A 21,617-nucleotide genomic window follows, 5' to 3' on the forward strand; every position below is an offset into this window, starting at 1 on the left:
CCGTCAAAGCCACAACCGGCTTCTTAAGTTTCTTTCGCGCCTTGCGGCGCCTTACTTCAGTCCTTCGGTTCGGGCGGCTTGCCGCCCTGGCCGAATTCCGATGCAAGTCCCGACGAACGCAGGACATTGAGTATACCGGCGCCAAAACCCAGCAGCAGGCCGACGATCAGACCCCAGGGCGCGATTCCCGCCAAGCGGTCGATGATCCAGCCCAGGCCGACACCAACCACCACTCCGGCGATGAACTCGCTGGACAGTTTCAGGGCCTGACCGTAACCGGTCGCAGCTTTCGCTTCGTCTTTCCCCTCGAGCCGGTCCGTGCGTCTTGACGCAAGCGATGCTTCAAGCTCGCGCCGGCGGCGCTCAAGTTCGTCGTCGCGGATGGTGGCTTCTGGCTGCCTGCCGCGGCCGGTTTCTCCGGTTCCGTCTGGCCCGTTTTTGTCGGCCATCGCAACCCCCCTGCCCGGGCAGACGATCACCGTCCGTCCGCTTCTAAAGTCGCCGGCAACATAGTTAGCGGGTCCGCGCCCGTCAAGCCACGGGCCGAACTTCAAAGCGATGTATTTTCCGCTTTCAAATCAATGGCTTATCCGGGTGCGACATCGTGCCCGTCACGCCTGTGCGAGGACTCGGCGCGAATCCGGGCGACAAGCCGCGCTGATCGGTGCGCGCAGCAAACGAGAAAGAGCGTTGCCGCGGGGTGCCGATCAAGCGGCTCAGTTCGAGCCGCCTAAACGGCTCAGCTCCAGCCGCCGCCATAGGTGCGATAGAAGATATGCAGGCCGATCCTGGTCATGCGCTGCATGGCGCGCGCCCAGCCCGGATGGACGTAATTGGCGTAGTAATGCGTCGAGGATCCGACCTCGGGGATGAAGATCTTGCCGGCGGTCACCGCCATGGCGACATCCTGGGCGGTCTTGTACGCGACCGGATCGTTGATGCGCTTCTTCCTGCCGTCACAGGCGAAGGAGAACTGGCAGCGGTTGAACCAGTTGTCGTTCTGGTAGACGACACCGCAGATCGTCTTCGGATAGGCAGGGTTGCGGACGCGGTTTAGGATCACCTGCGCCACCGCGGCCTGGCCGCGCACCGGTTCGCTGCGCGCCTCAAAATAGATGCCCTTGGCGAGGCATTCCTGTTCCGGCTTGGAGAAGACGGCCGCCGGCAGCGGATTCTGCATCCAGGCGTGATCCCCCTTGCCCATTGGCGGAATGAAGCGGCCGTCATTCGGATCGTCCTGCAGCAGAGCCTCAAAGGGCGAGGCCTTGGCATAGTCCGGCGCCGACTGGGCATAGGCGGTGGCGAGGATGTCCGGCTTGTCGTTGTTGACGAGAGCGATGAGAGCCGCCGGCAGATCCGGATCGGGCTTCTTGTCCTCGCGGATGTGGAAGGCCTGGGCGATCTGGATTTCCTTGCCCTTGATGCCGGGCTTGGCGAAAGTCAGCTTCAGGCCGCTGTCCATCGCCGGACGGAGCAGCGAGGAGGTACGCTCGAAGATGGAGCCGGCGCTGAAATTCTTCGGCGGCGCAACGGGCGACACCTGGACGAGGCGGCCCTTCTTGTCGGCGCGCACGACGCGGTCCTCATCGGGCGTAGCGCCGGCGACATTGCCCTTGCCGCGGAGCGCCACCGTGCCGACGCCAGGCAGGTCCACGCCGGAGCCGGAGATCGAGCCCGTGGCGGCCGAATCGACGAACGGCATCTCGGCGGCGTGCACCGAGCCGGCGACGGATTTTTCGACATAGGCATTCCAGCGATGGCTGGGCGACTCCAGCCCGGACACGAGGCTTGCCATATCCTGGTAAGCGACGACGGACGGAAAGCCGACCCAGAAGCCGAGCCCCAGAACCAAAGGAGGAAGGAAGGAACGTTTATTCGCAACGGCGGCGGCGACGAGCCGCGTAAGAACGCGTCGATGCACGGAACTCTCCAGAAACGCTACTGACCCCGGAGAGCCAAAATGAAGCATTAACCTTGATGGGGGGTTAACGGCACCGATCGTGTTTTTTTCATGTTGCAGATAAGCCGGCCTCCGCCAGCTGTGGAAAGCCGGCGAAAACGTCAGGCCGTGCGCAGAAAAATCGGCCATGCGATCGCCGCGCAGATCGCGGCCGCCAGCCACACGCCCGGCCATGCGAAGAGAAGCAGAAGCCAGGGAATGGCGATCGGCACCAGGCAGAAGCCGACAAAGACCAGAGTGTTGGCGAGGCTGAGCGCGGTGCCGACATGGCCGGCACCGGCAAGTGTCGCAAGCTCGGTATAGGCAACGCCATGCCAGGCCGATACGCAGATGCCGGCTACGATCACCATAAGGGGCAGGAGCAACAGCAGCGACGGCTGCCTGGCCGCAGCGATGGCCAGAACCCATAGCACCAGGAAGGCCAGCGCGCTCAGCGCGCTGCAGAACCTCAGGAACGGCCTTCGGTTGCGGTGGCGGTCGGTGTAGCGGCCGCTCCAGACACGCATCACCATGGCGCCCGTCTGCACGGCGGCGAGGGTGGCGCTGGTCACCCATGTGCCCGTGCCGGCAAAGTCGTGCAGGAAGACGGAGGCAAAGGTGAGCACCGCCACCTGCGGGAAGCAGAGCAGGCCGATGGCTGCCGAGATGCGCCAGACCTCGATGTTGCGCAGCGGCGCCGGGCCGGTCGTGACGGCGGCGGCATGCGCGTCGCCTTGCGTCGGCGGTTCGTGCAACCAGCGCCGGGCAAAGCAAGCCGAGAGCGCGGAGAGAGCCGCCAGCAGGCCGAAGACGGCGGCGAAGCCGAAGCCCAAGGCTAGCCACGGCAGGACGAGCGCGCCGAGCCCGCCGCCAAGCGGCACCGCCGTCTGCCTGATGCTCATGGCGAAGCCGCGCTCGTCTTCGCCGAACCAGCCCATGATGGCGCGGCCGCTGGAGCCGTTGACGCTGCCGCCGAGCAGGCCTGCAACGAGCAGGCTGGCCGAAAGCAGCACGACACCGGGAGCGGCTGTTTTCGTCGGCACGACGAGGATTGCCATGGCAAAAAGCCACATGGCGGTCGCGCCGAGCCCGGTCAGCAGCACGCGGCGGTCGCCCCAGCGGTCGGTAAGCACGCCCCAGGGCAGTTCGCTGAGCGCCACGCCGAGGCCGAGCAGACCGAGCGCAGCGCCGAGCGAGGCATTGTCGAGATGGTAACCCTGGCGCATCACCACAGCCGTCGCCGGGATGCCGGAGAAGGTAGCGGAGAAGCCGGCATTGGCGGCGACGCCGATGCCGAGCACTTTCCATCGATGGGTGGGCCCGAAGGCGCGGCCAGCCGAAGCGGCGGCGCCTGCCGCGGGCCGACGGCAATCGTTGCGAGTTACGATGGCGGACATGATCTCGTATTCCCTCTGCGCCGGTCGATCGGTCTTGACCGGTCGGATGTAGCGCCATAGCTTCATCCAGAAAATCAGCAAGTTTTTGATCGATAATCCTGAAAATAAGGACGATCTCATGCGACGCGTCACATTCGACCTCGACGTGCTCAGGACCTTCGTCACCGGCATGGAGCTTGGCAGTTTCGCCAAGGCGGCCGAGCGGCTCGGCCGCTCGACCTCTGCCGTCAGCGCGCAGCTGAAGAAGCTGGAAGAACAGGCGGCGACCCCGGTCTTCCGCAAGGCGGGGCGCGGCCTGGCGCTTACCGAAGCCGGCGAGACGATGCTCAGCTATCCGCGACGTCGAGCTGGAAGGCTGGGTGCGGCTCGGCCTGCAGGAGGACTTCGGCGAGGCCGTGCTGCCGGAGGTGCTCGGCCGGTTTGCCCGTGCGCATCCCAAGATCCGGATCGAAGCGCGGATCGGACGCAGCCATGAGCTCGCCGAGCGCGTCGTCTCAGGCAGCCTCGACATCGCGCTGGCCTGGCACGACGGCACGATCCTGCCCTACAGCCGGCATGTCGCCGAGGTGCAGGCGCGCTGGATCGGCCCGGCGAAACCGATGCAAGCCGGCCACAATGGTGAAGCGCTGCCGCTGGTGTTGTTCGAGGCGCCATGCCTGCTGCGCACCGTGGCGACCGAGACGCTCGACCGCGCCGGCCTCGCCTGGCGCATGGCGTTCTCGAGTCCCAGCCTCGGCGGCATCTGGGCGGCGGTCGCCGCGGGTCTCGGGCTGACGATCCGCACCGATATCGGCCTGCCAGCCACTGTCAGGGCGATCGCGCCGGGCGTGCTCGGGCTGCCGCTCCTGCCGATGATGGCGCTGCATCTGCACCAGAAGGATGCCGAGCTCGATCCGGTGGCGGCACGGCTGGCAGAGATATTGTTGGAGGCGGCGCTGGATACGCTGCCGGAGGGAGCGCGTTTCGGCGAGGGCTTGCCAGCGGTCGCGTAGGATTCCACGCTATTCTTCATCCTCGAGCGGAGCAAGCAGCGAAGCGACACGGCACAGACCCGTGAATGACGACGGGAGGGGCGCTGCCGACCCTTTCCCACAAAGGGCTCAGCGCTTCTTCGCCCGACCTGCGAAAGGATTCTCCGAGGTGCGCAGCGCCATGCGGATCGGCACGCCGGGCATGTCGAAAGCCTCGCGCAGGCTGTTCGAGAGGTAGCGGACATAGGATTGCGGCATCGCGTCCGGGCGCGAGCAGGAGACGACGAAACCCGGCGGCCGGGTTTTTGCCTGCGTGACATATTTGATCTTCAGCCGGCGGCCGGCGACGGCGGGCGGCGGATGATGCGCCAGAATGCCTTCCAGCCAGCGGTTGAGCTTGCCGGTCGAGACGCGGCTGTTCCAGACCTTGTGCGTCTTGATGACGGCGTCCATCAGCCGATCGAGGCCGCGCCCGGTCTCGGCAGAGACCGTCACCGCCTGAATGCCGCGCACTTGGGGAAGCAACCGCTCGGTCTTTTCGCGCAGCTCGGCCAGAAGCTCCTGCGGGTTGTCGATCAGATCCCATTTGTTGAAGGCGATCACCGGCGCGCGGCCCTCGCGAATGATCAGGTCGGCGATTTGCAGGTCCTGCTTCTCGAAGGGGATGGTCGCGTCGAGCACGATGATGACGATCTCGGCGAAGCGGATAGCGCGCAGGCCATCCTGCACCGAAAGCTTCTCGAGCTTTTCCTGGACTTTGGACTTGCGCCGCATGCCGGCGGTGTCGAACAGCTTTATCCGGCGGCCGCGCCAGTCCCAGTCGACCGAGATGGAATCGCGGGTGATGCCGGCCTCGGGTCCGGTCAGCAGCCGCTCCTCGCCGATCAGCGCATTGATCAGCGTCGACTTGCCGGCATTGGGGCGGCCGACCACGGCTATGCGCAGCGGCTTGGTCTCGTCATAGGCCGGCTCGGCGTCGGGGTCGGCGATATCCTCGCCGATAAGCACCTCGCTCACGGCGATCTCATCGCCCGGCTGTTGCGCGTGCTCGCCGAAGGCGCGTTCCTCGCCGAGTGCCGCGATCACCGCATCGCGCAGATCGGGCATGCCTTGGCCATGCTCGGCCGAGACGGGGATCGGCTCGCCGAGGCCGAGTTCCCAGGCTTCCAGCATGCCGCCTTGCGCGCCTCGCGCTTCCGCCTTGTTGGCCACCAGCACCACCGGCTTGCCGGATTTGCGGACCACGTCGGCGAAGGTCCGGTCGTCGGGCATCAGGCCCGACTTGGCATCGACGGTGAAGAAGATCAGGTCGGCCTCGCGGATGGCGATCTCGGTCTGCTGGCGCATGCGGCCGGGCAGCGTCGAGGCCGCCGCATCCTCGAAGCCGGCGGTGTCGATGACGTCGAAGTGAAGATCGTAAAGCTTGGCGGCATGGACGCGACGATCGCGCGTCACGCCCGGCGTGTCGTCGACAAGCGCCAGCTTCTTTCCCACCAGCCGATTGAAAAGAGTCGATTTGCCGACATTAGGCCGGCCGATGATGGCGACTTTGAACGTCATCCGGGGTCACGAAGCGTTGCCCGACCCGCGGATCAGCTCGGACATCAACTGCGCCCGCTGGCGCGCATTGCGCGGGGCGCCGTCATCCGAAGCGATCTGGTCGAACAGTTTCAGCGCATCCGCCGACTTGCCTTCCTTCCAGGCGGCAAGGCCGAGCGCCTCACGCGCCGAGCTGCGCAGCGGATTGGTGTCGGCGGTGAGCGCCTCGACACGGCTGGAGACATCGGCAAACGAGCCGTGATCCACCAGCAGCAGCGCCGCTCTCAATCGCGCCATGTCGCGGATGCCTGCGGGAATGGCGCTGTCGGCCGCGACCGCATCGAAATCCTTGACGGCGGCGTCGACGTCTCCCTTGTCGGCCTTGACGGTCGCGGCCCGCATGCGGGCGAGCAGCGGATAGGCGCCATAGCCATCCTTTTCCAGCTGATCGAGAGCGGCGATCGCCTCGTCGTTCTTGCCGTCATTTGCGAGCTTGAGCGCCTGCGAGAAGGCATCGCCCGACCGGTTGGCGCGGGTCTCGTCCCAGTAGCGGTAGCCGACGAAGGCGGCAGTCGCCACCACGATCAGGATCGCGGCACCGAGCAGGGCCGGACCAAAGCGGTCCCACAGCGCCTGCGCCTGCTCGCGACGAATCTCTTCGTTGACTTCGCGGATAAAACTGTCGTCCGACATCAATCAAAAACCATTGCGGCCCCGGAACGGAGCGCTTCTTGAGCCCCGCGTTTTAGCGAAATTTCGTCGGCATGGAAGAGGGATCGCCGGAAAATCGGCGGAGCTCCCAGTGCCCCACAGGCCTTGCCGGAACGCATCGATGCTACATTTGGGCGATAGACGGCTTTCCTACAGCCCCAAAGGTTGCCCAAAAGGTTGCCAGTGCCACGTTCGTTCCGCGTCCTTGCGTTCAGCCTCGCCTGGCTTGGCTCCGTTGGCACGGGGCTTGCCGATCCGCCGAAACCGATGGCGGCGAAACCAAAGCAGATCGTGCTTATCTCCTTCGACAGCGCACGCGAGATCTCGCAATGGGAGCGCAGCCGCGCGCTGGCAAAGCGCACCGGCGCGCATTTCACGTATTTTCTGTCCTGCGTCTTCCTGCTCTCGCCGAAAACGCGCGCCGAGTACGTCGCGCCCGGCAAGGGTGCAGGCAAATCGAATATCGGCTTCGCCGCCTCGGAGCAGGATGTCGCGGACCGGCTGCAACAGATCCGGCTCGCGGCCGCCGAAGGTCACGACATCGGCAGTCATGCCTGCGGACATTTCGACGGCAAGGGCTGGAGCAAGGCCGACTGGCTGGCCGAGTTCTCAGCGTTCCGCCGCGTCCTCGAAAACGCCTATGCGATCAACGGCATTTCGCCCGAGCCCTCTGGCTGGCGTGAATTCGCCCGCCATGCCGTGATCGGTTTTCGCGCGCCGTACCTCTCGACCGGCAAGGCGCTTTACGAAGCGCTGCCCAAGGCCGGCTTCCAATATGACGCAAGCGGTGTCTCGAACGGCCCTGCCCTGCCGCGCGCAAAGAACGGCACCACCCGCTTTGCATTGCCGCAGATTCCGGAAGGGCCGAAGTCGAAGCGGGTGGTCGCCATGGACTACAACCTCTATGTTCGCCATTCGGGCGGCTTCGAGAAGCCGTCGATGGCGGGCGTGTTCGCCGACCGCGCCTATCGGGCGTTTCGCGCAGCCTTCGATGCGCAATACAACGGCAAACGACTTCCGCTGGGGCTCGGCTTCCACTTCACGCAGATGAATGCCGGCGCCTACTGGAACGCGCTGGAGCGCGTTGCCGGTGAAGTCTGCGTCATGGAGCAGGTCGAATGCATCAGCTTCCGCGACTATATCGAGCGGCAGCGCTCCGGCGATGCACGGGTTGCCGTGGGCGGCTGAGCCGCCCACTTCCAATCTCTTGCCTGGGCGCAATTCCGGACGGAAAGGCGCTCCGCAATTGTTCCGAGTTCAGGCCGGATCCTCCGCGCTCTGCCGCGCGAGATAACGCTGGTCGATGTCCGGCAGCGGCTCGCCTTCCAGCGTCGCCTCGAAGGCGCGCAGGCGCTTGTGCACTGACTGCAGCTCGACGATGGTCGACCAGGAATTCAACAGGAACTGCAGCGAATTCGTCACCTTGCCGAAGGCGTTCGAAATCTGGTTCAGCGCACCGAAGGTGATCTTGTGCGCAACCAGCGAGGGCCCGAGGATCAGCAGCGAGAAGATGTTGTCGGCCTGCAGGTAGGTGTACCGGACGACGTTGAAATAGATGTAGTGGAAATAGAGCCTGAAGTAGTTGCGGCGCACATTGTCGAACAGTTCCGTCGTCGTCGCCGGCTGCGCCCGGTCGGGATGGTCTTCGCCGTAGACGAGTTCCTTGCGATAGGCGGCCTCGACGCGCTGGTTGCGGAACTGGAGGCCCGGCAGCTTGATGCCGGCGAGCATCACCGAGGCCGTGCCGAATATGCACCACCCCAGCGCGGCAACGACCAGGGGCTGCGGCACCGCGCCCAGGATCGGCAACTCGGTGATGTGCGCTTGCAGCTGGATCATCACCGGCAGGAAGGCGATGAGGGTCATGATCGACTGGACGAAGCTCGAGCCCAGGTCCTCCATGATCTGCGAGAAGCGCATCGTATCTTCCTGGATGCGCTGCGAAGCGCCCTCGATGTGGCGCAGCCGGCCCCAGTTCGCCATGAAGTAGTCGTTCATCGCCGTGCGCCAGCGGAAGATCCAGTGGCTGACGATAAAGGCGTTGACCACCTGCACGTTCATGCCGACCAGCGCCAGCCAGGAGAAGTCGGCCAACCCCCTGTAGAACTCGATGTCAGTCGATGGCGTCGTTCCGGACATCAGCCCCTGGACATAATCGAAGAAAGGTCCGTACCAGTTGTTGACGGCGACGCTGACCTGCACGTTGAAATAGATGAAGAAGAGAATGACGGCGGTCATCAGGATCGACCAGTTCTGCCACGGATGCGGAGCATACCAGCTCCAGAACGCGTAGAAGATCGCCACACAGGCCACGAAGTACATGTAGAACCACAAGAACGGCTTCGACCATAGAACCGCGATGCCGATGATGGGCGGCGCATCCGCAGCCGCCGGCGGCATGCCGAGGATGGCGCCCAGCTGTTCGCCGCCGAAGAACCAGAACAGGATCGCCGCAAGGCTCCAGAGGGCGGCCGAGGTGAAGAAAAGCTTCGGCTGCGGGAAGAAGGATACGAACACTGTGGCGGGTTTCCTCGGTCTGACCGCAAATCAGCGGCGTTGCTGTTCGGCGGGCATAAGGTCACACATTACTGGGAAAGAAAATGCCCGGCCCGGCGCTCGGCACCGAACAAGACCACAAATCATGGCGATTTTGGTGCAGCCGACCAGGCAACGACGCCGGAGACCAGCAGAGCGGCAGCCGCCATGATCGAGGCGAGCACATAATTGCCCGAGGCCTGGGCGAGCAAGCCGGCGGCAATCGGACCGATGATCTGGCCGAGGCCGAAGGCGGCGGTCATCACCGCGAAGATGCGGCGCGGCGCCTGCGGCGCAAGCTGCCTTGCTGCCTGCAGGCCGAACGCGGTGATGGCGATGAACGTGCCGCCGAGCAATACGGCAGCCAGAAGCGGCCCGCTGAAACCTTTGACGACGACGCTGGCGATGACGCCGACCACTTCGACCAGGCAGCTCACGGCATAGGCCGTATAAAGCCCGATCCTGCCGGCGAGCTTTTGCCAGAACCAGGTCGAGGGGAAGCCGGCAAGACCGGCGATCATCCAGACCGAGGCCTCGAAGACACGTCCGCCGCCGTCCTGGCGAACGATGGCGACCAGAAAAGTGGCCGTCACCACATAGCCCAAGCCGAACAGCCCATAGGCAAGGATTATCTTCGTCAGCGATCTATCCTTCGGCAACGCCGGTTCAGGCCCATCGACGCCATTGGCGGGCGTGGCGGAGCCCGCGAGGATCGCGACGAGGAGCAGGCCGACAGCGGAAATTGCTCCCGACCATAGCCAGCCCGCGGGCCAGCCGGCATGGGCCGTGACGAGGATGGCCAGCAGCGCCGAGGACGCCGCAATGCCCAGGCCGACACCGCCGAAATGCAGCGCTTGCAGATCGCCGCGGCCTGCCTTTGCAAGATGGCTGAAGACGATCGACGACATGAAAACCATGACGAAGGCGCTGGCCAGGCCGGCGAGAAAACGAATGGCGAGGAAAGCGGCCATCGTCTCGTTCAGTCCCATCAGAGCCGCGAGCACGGCGCTCGCGGCAAGGCTTGCGAACATCAGCAGACGCTCGCGGCCATGCGCCCAGCCGCCGGCCGCGGCGAGCGCGCCAATGAGATAGCCGAGATAGTTAGCGGAAGCGATCCAGCCGGCGTCTGCCGGCGTCAGGTGCAACTCTTCCATCATGCCGGGCAGGATCGGCGTGTAGACGAAGCGGCCGATGCCCATGGCGACGGCGAGAGCCGTCATGCCGGCGAGGGCAAGGCGCAAGGGAGATGGCGAAGCGGCTTTCATTGCAGCGCAGCATAAATGTGTGCACGTGCGAAACAATGCGATTGCGTTGGGCCAGGCCGGCTTGGCCCGCCTTCAGCGGCAAGCCGTCTCGTACACCGTGCGGCCGGCCGTGAGCCGGAACGGCATATCGCCGAGCTCGCGCTCCGACATGGAGTCCAGCACCGGATGCGACAGAGGATCGACCGTCCAGCGGGCAATCTCGCCGTCGTCCTGCCAAGCCTGTCTTGGCTCAGCGCCGGAAAGCCCCTTCAGCAAAGAGAAAATCTTCATCGACCTGCCTCCAAGCCCGGTTTGCCTCGCTAGAATCCGCTTTTCTTCGGCACGTTTCAATTGAGATTTGAGACCAGCAAGTTTAGAAAAACTGGATGACGATCCTGAACCGTGTCCACCTCAATGGCTTGCGTGCCGTCGAAACCGTTGCCCGCGTTGGATCGCTTGCCGCGGCGGCTGCCGAACTCAATGTTTCGGTCAGCGCCGTCAGCCAGCAGATCAAGCGCACGGAAAAACAGCTGGGGCAGGCGCTGTTCGAGCGGACGTCCGGCGGACTCGTGACGACGGAATTTGGCGTCGTTTTCACGGCCCGGCTGAGCGCCGGCTTCCGCGAGCTTGCGCAAGCGGTGGCGTTGGCCGACGAGGCAACGGAATGCACCCTGGTGGTGTCGGTGGCGCCCGCCTTCGCCTCGAAATGGCTGTTGCCCAGGCTGTCGCGGCATTTTGCCCGCCATCCCAACGTGCTCTTGCGCATAGACGCTTCAGGCAGGCTCGCCGATCTCGACCATTCCGATATCGACATTGCGATTCGGATGGGCGACGGCGCTTGGCCGGGAGTAAACGCGGAACTGCTTTTGGCGCAGGAAGTGTTTCCGGTCTGCGTACCAGCGATCGCGGCCAAGCTGAAGTCGATCGAGGACCTGGCGCGGACCTGCGCCATCACCGACGAGCGGGCAATGATCAGCTGGGATAGCTGGTTCAAGGCGGCCGGCGTCGAGCCGGTCACTTTCCAAAAAGGCGCGCGCTTCACCGATCCGATGCTCTGCCTGGAATCTGCAATCGCCGGCCATGGCGTGATGCTCGCCTGGCAATTGCTGACCGCCGATGCGCTGGCCGATGGCCGGCTGGTCGCCCCTTTCGGCGTGCGAGCTGAAAGCGGGCTCGGCTACTGGATGGTGACCTCGGCCACCAAAAGCGAAAGCCGAAAGGTGCGCGACTTCAAGGCCTGGGTCCGCGAGGAGATCGAAGCGACCAAGGCGCAGTTCCGGGCGCTCGACAGCGCCGCCTGAGCTCGTTTGAGCATGATCTTGTCCGAACGCCGCCATGCACTTTTCGCGATCATGCCTGGAGGCCCAGTCGATCGCGGTGGAAAGGCCGGGCGCAGCGGTCTATGTAAGGATCAGACCCCACAATCACGGCAGGCAGGATCATGACCACACATTCGCGCGGCGTCTCGGCAACCATCGACCCGGTGAAGCTCGACAGGCTGGCCGAAGTCGCCGTCAAGGTCGGGCTGCAGCTGCAGCCGGGACAGGACCTGGTGCTGACGTCCTCGATCGCGGCGCTGCCGCTGACCCGGCGCATCGTCGAGCATGCCTATAGGGCCGGCGCCGGGCTGGTGACGCCGATCTTCAACGACGACGAGATCACGCTGGCGCGTTTCCGCTATGGCGCCGACGCCGGCTTCGACCGCGCCGCCGGCTGGCTTTACGAAGGCATGGCGAAAGCCTTCGCCAACAATGCGGCGCGGCTTGCGGTGCGCGGCGAGGATCCGTCTCTGCTGTCGGCGCAGGACCCGGCCAAGGTGGCGCGGGCCAACAAGGCGAATTCGATGGCGTACCAGCCGGCGCTCGAAAAGATCACCGGTTTCGACATCAACTGGAACATCGTCGCATATCCGGATGTTGCCTGGGCTCGCCAAGTGTTCCCGGGCGAGCCCGACGATGTCGCGGTGGTGAGGCTCGCCGACGCGATCTTCTCGGCCTCGCGCGTCGATGTCGAGGATCCGATCGGCAACTGGAAGGCGCACAACGCGGCCTTGGCCGAGCGCACGAAATGGCTGAACGAGCACAATTTCCACGCGCTGCATTTCACCGGACCGGGCACCGACCTCACCGTCGGCCTGGCGGAAGGTCATGAATGGATGGGCGGCGCTTCGACGGCGAAGAACGGCATCACCTGCAATCCGAACATCCCGACCGAGGAAGTCTTCACCACGCCGCATGCGAGGCGCGTCGAAGGCCATGTCTCCTCGACCAAGCCGCTCTCCTACCAGGGCACGCTGATCGACGAGATCTCGGTGCGCTTCGAGGGCGGTCGGATCGTCGAGGCCAAGGCCTCGAAGGGCGAGGACGTTCTGAAGAAGGTGCTGGACACCGACGAGGGCGCGCGCCGGCTCGGCGAAGTGGCGCTGGTGCCGCATTCCTCGCCGATCTCGAAGAGCTGCCTGCTGTTCTTCAACACGCTGTTCGACGAGAACGCCGCCTGCCACATCGCGCTCGGACAGTGCTATTCGAAGTGCTTCGTCAACGGCGGCTCGCTCAGCCAGGACGAGATTGCCGAGCGCGGCGGCAACAAGAGTTTCATCCACATCGACTGGATGATCGGCTCGGACAAGATCGACATCGACGGCGTCGGCAAGGACGGCAGCCGCGTGCCGGTGATGCGCAAGGGCGAGTGGGCCTGAGAGACCCGACGCGGAGACAGCCTTGGACGTGGCGGTAAAGCGCGTCTACGAAGCGCCGGAGAGGAGCGATGGCCAGCGTGTGCTGGTAGACCGCGTCTGGCCGCGCGGCGTCTCCAAGAAGGACGCCGCGCTGGACCTTTGGCTGAAGAAGATCGCGCCGAGCACCGAACTGCGCAAATGGTTCGGGCATGATCTCGAACGATGGCCGGAGTTCCAGAAGCGGTACTGCGCCGAGCTGGACGGCAACGAGGAGGCTGTGGCGCAGCTGCGAGAACTGCTGCGCCACGGCAAGGTGACGCTGCTCTTCGGCGCGCATGACGAGGCGCATAACAATGCGGTGGCGTTGATGGGGTATTTGCGGAGGGAGTAACCTCTCTCTCGTCGTCATCCTCGGGCTTGACCCGAGGATCCATGCCGTGACTGTCACCGAAGGACGCAACGGAGCAGAACTCTTAAACCGCCACAACGCTTTAGCGTCGCGGCATGGAATCCTAGGGTCTGCGCGCGTCGCTTCGCTCGTTGCTCGCCCTAGGATGACGAGGGATAGTGTGCCGCGCCTGCCGAATCCTACTTCACCGCCTCTTCATAAACATCCGGCTTGAAACCAACCAAGATGCGGCCACCCGGGCCGCTTGATGATAGTGGGCTTGGCGAGCATCAGCTTCTTCGCTTTCTTCTCGTCGAGCGCTTCCTTATCCTTCTCCGGCAGTTCGCGAAAAGTCGTGCTGCCCTTGTTGAGCAGTCTCTCCCAGCCGACCTTATCGACCCAGCCATTCAGCCTTTCCGCCTCGATCCCTTCGGCGCGATAGTCATGGAAGCGGTAGGGAAGGTCGCGGCTCTCCAGCCAGACGCGCGCCTTCTTGATCGTGTCGCAGGTGGTGATGCCGTACATGGTGATCGTCAATTCGGACCTCGGGCGGATGGATTGCGAATCTGGCCGAATCCTAGGCTTGCCTTGCCCGCTTTGCCAGCGTGACTACGTGAAGACGATTTGGCGCTCTCCATGGCGGCCGGAATATCATCTTGGCCGCCATGTCTGATTTTCAGATCCTGCAACGAAGATTCGGAATGCCAGACGCCGATCGGCTTCAATAGTAGAAGCGCTCTTCGCTGATCTTGCCGTTCTTGACCGTATAGAGGCCAACCTCATCCATTTTGACGCGTTCGCCGGTAGATTTGGGCGTCACGTCAAAGGTGAAGCGCAAGGCGAACTGGTCGCCATTGACGTAGGGGCCCTCGATCGAGCCGCCGTGAACCTCATGGTTCGCTTCCCACCATTCGCCCTTCTGCTTTACGGCGTCCCTGCCGCTGCAAACGGCCATGGGCCCTTCCATCGCCTCGTAGCTGACGATGTTATCGGCATTGTATTTCGCGGCAGCGCCGCGGTTGTCGCCCTGCTTGAGGAGTTCGGTGAAATGCTTGGCGACTTCGGCAGTGGTCATGATTTCCTCCCGGTTTGGACAGACCCGAGATAGGGAGCGACCTGCCATCGCCGAAGCGTCGGTAGCTGACAAATCGTGTCAGGATCGAATGCCGGTCTGCTAACAGCAGCCGCGCTGGATCGCCAGCCGGCGCACCAGCGCCAGCACGGTGTCGATGGCGGGCGTCGGCTGGCCGGTCAGGCGGCCAAGCTCCTGCACTGCCGTTACCAGCGCGTCGACCTCCATCGGGCGGCCGCGTTCGAGGTCCTGCAACATCGAGGTCTTGTGCTCGCCGACGTCGCCGGCCCCCTTGATGCGCCGGTCGACGGGGATCACGAAGCGCACGCCGAGGAGCTCCCCAATCGCCTGCGCCTCCAGCATCATGGCGCGGGCGACGGCCCGCGTGCCTTCATCGGCGACGATCGCCGCAAGCGTGCTGCCGGTCAGCGCCGAGATCGGGTTGAACGAAAGATTGCCCCAAAGCTTCACCCAGATTTCCGAACGTATGTCCTCGCGGACCGGCGCCTGCAGCCCGGCCTTGACCATCTCGCGCGCCAGCACAGTCACCCGCTCGCTTTTTTCGCCCGAAGGCTCGCCGAGCGAAAAGCGCGTGCCCTCGACATGGCGGATCCGCCCGGGCGCATCGACCTCGACGGCCGGATAGACGACGGAGCCGATGATGCGCTCAGGCCCGATGGTCTCCCAGATCCTTCCGCCGGAATCGACCGCATCAAGCCGCGTGCCTTCGAGCGCGCCGCCGGCCTTGTAGAAGTACCACCAGGGCACGCCGTTCTGCATGGTGACGACGGCTGTCCCCTCGCCCAGCAGCGGTGCAATCTCGCCCAGCGCCGGCGCCAGAGAATGCGCTTTCAGCGCCAGCACCACGTAATCCTGAATGCCGAGTTCTTCGGCCGTGGCCGCTGCTCTCACCCGGGCGATCGTCTCCTTGCCGTCCTCGATGAGGCGTAGGCCATCGGCCTGGATCGCTTCGAGATGCGCGCCGCGCGCGACGATCGACAGATCGACGCGGCCGGCAATCGCCAGCTTGGCGGCGAGATAGCCGCCGATGGCGCCGGCGCCGAAGACTGTAATGCGCATCAGCTCAAACCGAGTTTTGCCGCGAGGCCTATGCGCTGCAATTTGCCGGTGGCGCCCTTCGGGATCTCGTCCAGGATCACCACCTTGCGCGGCACCTTGAAATCGGCGAGCCGAGTCGCGGCAAAGCCGCGAATGTCGGCCTCGCTGGCGCTCTGGCCTTCCCGCAGCACGACAGCGGCAGCCACTTCCTCGCCGAGCTTGTCATGCGGCATGGCGAAGGTGACGACCTGCGCCACCGCCGGATGATCCATCAGCACGCCGTCGACCTCGAGCGGAGAGATCTTTTCGCCGCCGCGATTGATGATCTCCTTCAGCCGGCCGGTGACGCGCAGATAATTGTCCTCGTCCAGCACGCCCTGGTCGCCGGTGTGGAACCAGCCATGCGCGAAGGCGCTGGCGTTGGCGTCCGGATTCTTCTCGTAGCCGGCGGTGACGTTCGGGCCGCGAATGACGATCTCGCCGATCTCGCCGGGCTCGAGCAGCCTTCCATCCGGCGCCATGACGGCCACTTCCGGTCCGGCCGAGGCGCCGACGCTGCCCGGCTTGCGCAGTCCGGGTGGCAGCCGGTTGGACGCCATCTGGTGCGCAGCCTCGGTCATGCCGTACGCCTCGATCACCGGACAGCCGAAAGTCGCCTCCAGCTCTGCCATGACCTGCGCCGGGAGTGAGGCCGACGACGAGCGGATGAAACGCAGCTTCGCTTCGGCCAGTTGCTCGGGATTGCGCGCGGCGCGCGGCAGGATCGCCTGGTGCATCGTCGGCACCGCCGTATACCAGGTTGGCTTCGCTTCGGAGAGCCATTGGAAAAAGCGCAGCGCGTTGAAGCCCGGCGTGCAGAAGACGCTGGCGCCGGCGGCGAGCGAGGATAGCACCGCGGCGATCAGCCCGTGGATGTGAAACAGCGGCATGATGTTGAGGCAGCGGTCGGCCGAGCCCAGGCCCAGCGTGGCGCCGATATGCGCGGCCGAGGCGGCGAGGTTGGCGTGGCTGAGCGGCACCAGCTTCGGCCGCGATGTAGTGCCGGAGGTATGCAGAAGGAGAGCGGTGTCGCTGTCTTCGGCCAAGCCGGAGGCAACCGGCGGCCCGACCGGGCCGCCCTCTATGGTGAAGATGCCGGCCGGCGCGCCTTCAGGCACCGCCAGCCGCAGCACCGCAATGCCGAGGCGTTCGGCAACTTCGACCGAGGGTCCTTGCTCGTCCTTGCCGACAAGGATCGCCTTGACGCCGATGTCGCTGAGATAGAAATCGAGCTCGTCGGCCCGGTAGGCTGGATTGAGCGGCGCTGTGGACGCCGCTGCGGCGACCGCGATGAAGGCCGTTGCCATCTCCGGGCCGTTCGGGAGCACGATGGCAACGCGGTCGCCACGGCCGATGCCGAGCGTGTTGAGCCGGGTCACGGTCTCTTGGATCAGACGCCGCAGCCCGCCATGCGAGAGCACTGTCCGGTCGGGCGCGGCGATGGCTGGCGCATCTTCGGCGCCGGGCGCGAGGCGATGAGCAAGATCAAAGGGTTTTTCGCTTGTTGTCATGGTTCCAGACTATGTTTCGAACGATCGGCCGATGTCCAGCAAAGGGCTGCTCAGTATCCGAGCGCCAAGCCGTCCTTGCGCGGATCGGAGGCGCCGGTCAGCGTGCCTTTTTCCCAATCGATGAGCACCGCCTGCCCGCCGCCGAGCGGATGGTCTGGCTCGACAACACGATGGCCGCGGCGGCGCAGGCCTTCGACCGTATCGGGACGCACGCTTCGCTCGGCTTCCACGACGTCGTGATTGTAAAAGACGCGCGGCGCATCCAAGGCCTGCTGCGGATCCATGCCGAAGTCGATCATGTTGGTCAAAAGATGGACATGGCCGAAGGGCTGATAGCCGCCGCCCATGACGCCGAAGGGCATCACGGCACGGCCGTCCCTCACCATCATGCCCGGCATGATCGTGTGCATCGGCCGCTTGCCCGGCGCTATTGCGTTCGGATGCTTCGGATCGAGCCGGAACGAAGTGCCGCGGTTCTGCAGCACGACGCCGGTCTTCGGACCGACGACGCCGCTGCCAAAGGAATAATAGGTCGAGTTGATGAAGCTCACCGCGTTCCGGTCGCGGTCGACGACGGTGATGTAGACCGTGTCGCTGCCCGGCAAATCGACGCGCGGCAAATGCGTCATGGCGCGTTCCCGGTCGATCTCGGCGCGCAGCCGGTCGGCATAGGCGATGGAGAGGAGTTCCTTCACCGGCACCCGAACGTGATCCTGATCCGCGAGCAGGTTGTCGCGGTCGCGATAGGCCAGCCGGCCGGCCTCGATCTCCAGATGCAGGCGCTCTGCGCCATTCGGTTCAAGCGCGCCGAGATCGAAGCCTGAGAGCACGTTCAGCATCAATAGCGCGGTCAGGCCCTGATTGTTCGGCGGCATCTGGTGGATGTCATGACCGCGATAGGAGGTGCTGACCGGCGTCTTGTAGTCGCCCTTCGTCGCGGCGAAATCGTCCAGCGTATGAAGGCCGCCGAGTTGGCGAAGCCGACCGACGATGTCTTCCGCAACAGCGCCTTCGTAGAAACCGGCGCGGCCGCGCTTAGCGATGATGCGCAGCGTTTCCGCCAGTTCCGGCTGGCGATGCACATCACCGGGCTTTGGCGGCTTGCCGCCCGGGAGGAAAATGCGCGCCGCCACTTCGTCGGCCGACAGGTCGGTTTCCGGATCCTCCCAGTCGAAGGCGACGCGGTCGTGTACGACGTAGCCTTGTTCGGCGTAATGGATGGCGGGAGCGAGCGCTTCGGCTATGCCCTTTCGGCCATGGTCTTCCAACAGCCGACACCAGGCGTCGACGGCGCCGGGAATGGTGACCGCGTGCGCGCCCTGCTTCGGCAGCTCGCTGAAACCTCTCTCCAGATACCAGTCGACCGTAGCGGCCTGGGGCGCGCGGCCGGAGCCGTTGAAGGCGATCACATTGCCTTCTCCCTTCGGGCAGTAGAGCACGAAGCAGTCGCCGCCGATGCCGGTGGATTGCGGCTCGACAACCGCCTGCACGGCCGCGGCGCAGACAGCCGCATCCATGGCGTTGCCGCCGGACCGCAACATGTCGATGGCGGCAAGTGTGGCGAGCGGATGCGAGGTCGCGGCCATGGCTTCGGTGGCGCGGACCGGCGAGCGGCCTGGAAACTGGAAATCACGCATTCTGTTCGAGGTATCCCTGTATTCTCAACGTCCGCGGCCGAAAAGCTGGGCGGCGGACAACAAGACGATCGATAGCACGATCAGGCAAGTCGAAATGGCGGCAATCGTCGGATCGATCTGGTCGCGCAATGCATTGAACATGCGGCGCGTCAGCGTCGTGGTCTCACCGCCCGAGATGAAGAGCGACACCACCACCTCGTCGAAGGAGGTGATGAAGGCAAAGAGCGCGCCCGAGACGATCGAGAAGCGCAACTGCGGCATGGTCACCTGGAAAAAGGCCGCGAAGCGGCCGGCGCCAAGGCTGCGCGCCACCATCTCCTGGTTCATGTCGTAAGAGCGCAGCCCCGACAGGACGGTGAGCACGACCAGCGGCAACGCCTGGACGGTGTGGGCGATGACGAGGCCGGTCAGCGTGTTGTTGAGGCCAATGCGGGCATAGAGAAAGAAAGTGCCGATGCCGATCAGGATGACCGGAATGATCAGCGACGCCGTGAGCAGCGCATTGATGGCGCCGGTCAGCCTGAGCGTGCCGGCGTTGATGGCATAGGCAGCTGCGGTGCCGAGCGGCGTCGCCACGATCGCGGTCATCACCGCCACCTTCACCGAGACGATGGTGGCGTCGCGCCATTCGACGGAACCGAAATAGCTCTCATACCAGCGCAGCGACCATTGCTCGGGCGGGAACTGCAGCAGCGTCGAGCCGGAGAAGGACATGATGACAATAATCACCGAGGGCGCGATCAAAAACAGCATGACGAGGCCGCCCAGCAGATAGAGCCAGAGGCGTTGCCAATGCGTTATAGGCAGGCTGCTTTCGGCGCTCATCGCTGGCTCCAAACGCCGGTGGCGCGCGCGCCGAGCAGCCACTGGAAGAAGCCGAGCAGCGCCAGCGTGACGGCAAGCAGCACGACGCCGAGCGCAGCACCCGCGCCCCAGTTCGAGTAGAGGCTGGTCGCCTGCTCCATGCGCATCGCCCACATGATGACCTTGCCGCCGCCCATCAGCGCCGGCGTGACGAAAAAGCCGAGGCAAAGCACGAAGACGATGACCACGCCGGAGGCGAGGCCCGGCAGCGACAGCGGGAAAAAGATCTGCCGGAAGGTGGCGGCGGGGCTGGCGCCGAGATTCATGCCGGCGCGCAGGCAGTCGACATCGATGGTCTTCATCGAAGCATAGAGCGGTAGCACCAGGAAGGGCAGCATGATGTGGGTCATGCCGATGACGACGCCGGCGAAATTGTTGGCGAGCGGCAGCGGCTGGGCGATCACGCCGAGATCGATCAGCCAATTGTTGATCAGCCCCTTGCGCTGCAGGATGACCAGCCAGGCATAGGTGCGCACCAGCACCGAGGTCCAGAACGGCAGGATGACGAAGATCAGGCAGATCGAGGCGGCGCGGCGCGGCAGTTGCGACAGCATATAGGCCAGCGGGTAGCCGAACAGCACGCAGGCGCCAGTGACAACAAAGGCAACCTTGAAGGTGGTCGCGAAGGTCTTGATGTAGGACGCCTGCTCGAAGAAGCGCGCGTAATTGGCGAGGCTGAGCTGGCCGCTCTCGTCGAACAACGACAACCAGAACAGCCAGCCGATCGGTACGATGATGACGGCGAATACCAGGAACAGCCCGGGCGACAGCAGCGCCAGAAGCCCCAGCGCCTGGCGCCTGGCATCCGAGCGCAATGCCCAGGCGTTGAGTTCCCCGTCCTGCCCGACGGCGTGACCAAGACTGGCGGACCCGACGCTCATTGATCCGACACCAGCACGACGTCCTGGGCATCGATGCCGAGCGCGATCGGCTCGCCCGGCGCCGGCAGCTTCGCCAGCACGTCGCTGCGACAATAGTCGCGCAGCGTCACCTGGCGGCCGTCGCGAAGCGTCGCATAGCAGATGAAGCTGTCGCCCTGATAGATGACATCGCCGACCGTTGCCGGCAGCGCGTTGACGGGACGTGCCTGATCCGCGTCGGCGAGCAGCCGCAATTTCTCCGGCCGCACCACCATCAAGTGCCGACCGGCGGACGGCGCCGGGTCATTCATGCGCAGCTTCCGATCCTCATACCAGACGCTGCCGTTGCGGCATTCGACCGGGATGAAATTGGATTCGCCGATGAAGCCGGCGACGAACTTCGTCTTAGGCCGGGCGTAGAGCACCTCGGGCTGGTCGATCTGCTCGATGCGTCCGGCATTCATGACCGCGATGCGATCGGACATGGTGATCGCCTCGCGCTGGTCATGCGTGACGTAGACCGTCGTCATGCCGAGCCGCCGATGCAGGTTGCGCAATTCGATCTGCATGTGCTCGCGTAAGCCTTTGTCGAGCGCCGACAGCGGCTCGTCCATCAGCACGATGCGCGGCTCGAAGACGATGGCGCGGGCCAAAGCCACGCGCTGGCGCTGGCCGCCCGAAAGCTGGTCGACGCGGCGCTCGCCGAGACCTTTCAGCTGCACCAGGTCCAGCGCCCGCTCGACACGCTCGGCCGTTTCCGCCGCCGATACGCGCCGCTGCTTCAGCGGAAAGGCGATGTTGTGGAAGACGTTCATATGCGGGAACAGCGCATAGTTCTGGAACACCATGCCGATGTTGCGCTTGTGTGGCGGCATGGTGATGATCTCCTCGCCGCCGACCGTGATCGAGCCGGCATTGGCCCGCACAAAGCCGGCCAGGATCATCAGCAGCGTGGTCTTTCCCGACCCCGACGGACCGAGCAGCGTCAGGAATTCACCGGCCGCGACATCGAGGCTGAGATCGCTCAGGATGGAGAGCGCGCCGAAGCGCTTCTCGATACCGTGGATGCCGATGGGAAGCGCTGTCGGCGCAAGAGACAAGAGCATCTCCTTCAACTCCGGATCATTGATAGCGCGGCGGAGCAGCGCCTCGTCGCGCCGCTCCGCCGCGCAGT

At 64.7% G+C, this 21,617-nt stretch carries 19 protein-coding genes and 2 pseudogenes; 5 read left to right on the forward strand and 16 right to left on the reverse strand.

Features of this window, described 5'->3' with window-relative positions:
- Positions 1 to 56: 56 nt before the first annotated feature.
- The 3 genes from EJ078_RS07475 to EJ078_RS07485 form a co-directional block, all read right to left on the reverse strand.
- The gene (locus EJ078_RS07475) at positions 57 to 449 is read right to left on the reverse strand and encodes an AtpZ/AtpI family protein (protein ID WP_066999046.1); all 393 of its coding nucleotides are present in this window, start codon (positions 447 to 449) and stop codon (positions 57 to 59) included.
- A 290-nt stretch (positions 450 to 739) separates the two neighbouring features.
- Positions 740 to 1,921: a cell wall hydrolase gene (locus EJ078_RS07480; RefSeq protein WP_127216651.1), complete on the reverse strand. Its 1,182-nt coding sequence runs from the start codon at positions 1,919 to 1,921 to the stop codon at positions 740 to 742.
- A gap of 140 nt (positions 1,922 to 2,061) precedes the next feature.
- Positions 2,062 to 3,336, reverse strand: coding sequence for an MFS transporter (locus tag EJ078_RS07485; RefSeq protein WP_127246442.1), 1,275 nt, complete (start codon positions 3,334 to 3,336; stop codon positions 2,062 to 2,064).
- 118 nt (positions 3,337 to 3,454) lie between these two features.
- On the opposite strand from EJ078_RS07485, the pseudogene EJ078_RS07490 reads away from it, so the two are divergent.
- Positions 3,455 to 4,328 (forward strand): annotated as a pseudogene (locus EJ078_RS07490) (LysR substrate-binding domain-containing protein).
- Between the two features lie 108 nt (positions 4,329 to 4,436).
- Here the strand turns inward: EJ078_RS07490 and der are convergent.
- Positions 4,437 to 5,867, reverse strand: coding sequence for a ribosome biogenesis GTPase Der (gene der, locus EJ078_RS07495; protein WP_127246444.1), 1,431 nt, complete (start codon positions 5,865 to 5,867; stop codon positions 4,437 to 4,439).
- 6 nt (positions 5,868 to 5,873) lie between these two features.
- A complete protein-coding gene (locus tag EJ078_RS07500; protein WP_066999055.1) occupies positions 5,874 to 6,539 on the reverse strand; it encodes a tetratricopeptide repeat protein in 666 nt (221 codons plus the stop codon).
- Between the two features lie 201 nt (positions 6,540 to 6,740).
- On the opposite strand from EJ078_RS07500, the gene EJ078_RS07505 reads away from it, so the two are divergent.
- Positions 6,741 to 7,745 carry a polysaccharide deacetylase family protein gene (locus EJ078_RS07505; RefSeq protein ID WP_127216169.1) on the forward strand — a complete coding sequence of 335 codons (1,005 nt, stop codon included), beginning with the start codon at positions 6,741 to 6,743 and terminating at the stop codon, positions 7,743 to 7,745.
- A 69-nt stretch (positions 7,746 to 7,814) separates the two neighbouring features.
- On the opposite strand, the gene sbmA is transcribed toward EJ078_RS07505, so the two are convergent.
- From sbmA to EJ078_RS07520, 3 genes are all read right to left on the reverse strand, one after another.
- Positions 7,815 to 9,074 carry a peptide antibiotic transporter SbmA gene (gene sbmA, locus EJ078_RS07510; protein WP_127216170.1) on the reverse strand — a complete coding sequence of 420 codons (1,260 nt, stop codon included), beginning with the start codon at positions 9,072 to 9,074 and terminating at the stop codon, positions 7,815 to 7,817.
- Positions 9,075 to 9,196: 122 nt separating this feature from the next.
- On the reverse strand, positions 9,197 to 10,357 hold the full coding sequence (locus EJ078_RS07515; protein WP_127216171.1) for a YbfB/YjiJ family MFS transporter: 1,161 nt from the start codon (positions 10,355 to 10,357) through the stop codon (positions 9,197 to 9,199).
- A 72-nt stretch (positions 10,358 to 10,429) separates the two neighbouring features.
- Positions 10,430 to 10,627, reverse strand: a complete 198-nt coding sequence (locus EJ078_RS07520) for a hypothetical protein (protein WP_095800927.1) — start codon at positions 10,625 to 10,627, stop codon at positions 10,430 to 10,432.
- A gap of 95 nt (positions 10,628 to 10,722) precedes the next feature.
- On the opposite strand from EJ078_RS07520, the gene EJ078_RS07525 reads away from it, so the two are divergent.
- The 3 genes from EJ078_RS07525 to EJ078_RS07535 all read left to right on the forward strand — a co-directional run bounded on the left by EJ078_RS07525 (position 10,723) and on the right by EJ078_RS07535 (position 13,404).
- Positions 10,723 to 11,637, forward strand: a complete 915-nt coding sequence (locus tag EJ078_RS07525; RefSeq protein ID WP_127216172.1) for a LysR substrate-binding domain-containing protein — start codon at positions 10,723 to 10,725, stop codon at positions 11,635 to 11,637.
- A gap of 140 nt (positions 11,638 to 11,777) precedes the next feature.
- On the forward strand, positions 11,778 to 13,034 hold the full coding sequence (locus EJ078_RS07530) for an aminopeptidase (protein WP_127847421.1): 1,257 nt from the start codon (positions 11,778 to 11,780) through the stop codon (positions 13,032 to 13,034).
- A gap of 22 nt (positions 13,035 to 13,056) precedes the next feature.
- Positions 13,057 to 13,404 carry a DUF488 domain-containing protein gene (locus tag EJ078_RS07535; RefSeq protein WP_067327797.1) on the forward strand — a complete coding sequence of 116 codons (348 nt, stop codon included), beginning with the start codon at positions 13,057 to 13,059 and terminating at the stop codon, positions 13,402 to 13,404.
- Positions 13,405 to 13,601: 197 nt separating this feature from the next.
- Here the strand turns inward: EJ078_RS07535 and EJ078_RS07540 are convergent.
- From EJ078_RS07540 to EJ078_RS07575, 8 genes and pseudogenes are all read right to left on the reverse strand, one after another.
- A pseudogene (locus EJ078_RS07540) lies at positions 13,602 to 13,926 on the reverse strand (ArsC family reductase).
- A 196-nt stretch (positions 13,927 to 14,122) separates the two neighbouring features.
- On the reverse strand, positions 14,123 to 14,476 hold the full coding sequence (locus EJ078_RS07545; protein ID WP_066988871.1) for a nuclear transport factor 2 family protein: 354 nt from the start codon (positions 14,474 to 14,476) through the stop codon (positions 14,123 to 14,125).
- A gap of 99 nt (positions 14,477 to 14,575) precedes the next feature.
- Positions 14,576 to 15,553, reverse strand: a complete 978-nt coding sequence (locus tag EJ078_RS07550; RefSeq protein WP_067327795.1) for a 2-dehydropantoate 2-reductase — start codon at positions 15,551 to 15,553, stop codon at positions 14,576 to 14,578.
- Positions 15,553 to 17,082 carry an acyl--CoA ligase gene (locus EJ078_RS07555; protein WP_067327794.1) on the reverse strand — a complete coding sequence of 510 codons (1,530 nt, stop codon included), beginning with the start codon at positions 17,080 to 17,082 and terminating at the stop codon, positions 15,553 to 15,555. Before EJ078_RS07555 ends, EJ078_RS07550 begins: the two co-directional genes overlap by 1 nt.
- Before the next feature lie 50 nt (positions 17,083 to 17,132).
- Positions 17,133 to 18,719: a gamma-glutamyltransferase gene (gene ggt, locus EJ078_RS07560; protein ID WP_067327793.1), complete on the reverse strand. Its 1,587-nt coding sequence runs from the start codon at positions 18,717 to 18,719 to the stop codon at positions 17,133 to 17,135.
- Between the two features lie 24 nt (positions 18,720 to 18,743).
- Complete coding sequence (locus tag EJ078_RS07565; protein WP_067327792.1) at positions 18,744 to 19,544, reverse strand: ABC transporter permease; 801 nt, start codon at positions 19,542 to 19,544, stop codon at positions 18,744 to 18,746.
- The gene (locus EJ078_RS07570) at positions 19,541 to 20,464 is read right to left on the reverse strand and encodes an ABC transporter permease (RefSeq protein WP_067327791.1); all 924 of its coding nucleotides are present in this window, start codon (positions 20,462 to 20,464) and stop codon (positions 19,541 to 19,543) included. The genes EJ078_RS07565 and EJ078_RS07570 overlap by 4 nt, the downstream gene beginning before the upstream one ends.
- A complete protein-coding gene (locus EJ078_RS07575) occupies positions 20,461 to 21,543 on the reverse strand; it encodes an ABC transporter ATP-binding protein (protein WP_067328014.1) in 1,083 nt (360 codons plus the stop codon). The genes EJ078_RS07570 and EJ078_RS07575 overlap by 4 nt, the downstream gene beginning before the upstream one ends.
- Positions 21,544 to 21,617 lie beyond the last annotated feature (74 nt).

This window comes from Mesorhizobium sp. M1A.F.Ca.IN.022.06.1.1 (assembly GCF_003952605.1).
GTDB lineage: Bacteria > Pseudomonadota > Alphaproteobacteria > Rhizobiales > Rhizobiaceae > Mesorhizobium.

Coding starts and splice junctions, on each gene's coding strand:
- EJ078_RS07475 (WP_066999046.1), bottom strand. CDS start 449: ATGGCCGACAAAAACGGGCCAGACGGAACCGGAGAAACCGGCCGCGGC.
- ggt (WP_067327793.1), bottom strand. CDS start 18,719: ATGCGTGATTTCCAGTTTCCAGGCCGCTCGCCGGTCCGCGCCACCGAA.
- EJ078_RS07525 (WP_127216172.1), top strand. CDS start 10,723: ATGACGATCCTGAACCGTGTCCACCTCAATGGCTTGCGTGCCGTCGAA.
- EJ078_RS07570 (WP_067327791.1), bottom strand. CDS start 20,464: ATGAGCGTCGGGTCCGCCAGTCTTGGTCACGCCGTCGGGCAGGACGGG.
- EJ078_RS07500 (WP_066999055.1), bottom strand. CDS start 6,539: ATGTCGGACGACAGTTTTATCCGCGAAGTCAACGAAGAGATTCGTCGC.
- EJ078_RS07530 (WP_127847421.1), top strand. CDS start 11,778: ATGACCACACATTCGCGCGGCGTCTCGGCAACCATCGACCCGGTGAAG.
- EJ078_RS07545 (WP_066988871.1), bottom strand. CDS start 14,476: ATGACCACTGCCGAAGTCGCCAAGCATTTCACCGAACTCCTCAAGCAG.
- EJ078_RS07520 (WP_095800927.1), bottom strand. CDS start 10,627: ATGAAGATTTTCTCTTTGCTGAAGGGGCTTTCCGGCGCTGAGCCAAGA.
- EJ078_RS07485 (WP_127246442.1), bottom strand. CDS start 3,336: ATGTCCGCCATCGTAACTCGCAACGATTGCCGTCGGCCCGCGGCAGGC.
- EJ078_RS07555 (WP_067327794.1), bottom strand. CDS start 17,082: ATGACAACAAGCGAAAAACCCTTTGATCTTGCTCATCGCCTCGCGCCC.
- EJ078_RS07515 (WP_127216171.1), bottom strand. CDS start 10,357: ATGAAAGCCGCTTCGCCATCTCCCTTGCGCCTTGCCCTCGCCGGCATG.
- EJ078_RS07550 (WP_067327795.1), bottom strand. CDS start 15,553: ATGCGCATTACAGTCTTCGGCGCCGGCGCCATCGGCGGCTATCTCGCC.
- der (WP_127246444.1), bottom strand. CDS start 5,867: ATGACGTTCAAAGTCGCCATCATCGGCCGGCCTAATGTCGGCAAATCG.
- EJ078_RS07565 (WP_067327792.1), bottom strand. CDS start 19,544: ATGAGCGCCGAAAGCAGCCTGCCTATAACGCATTGGCAACGCCTCTGG.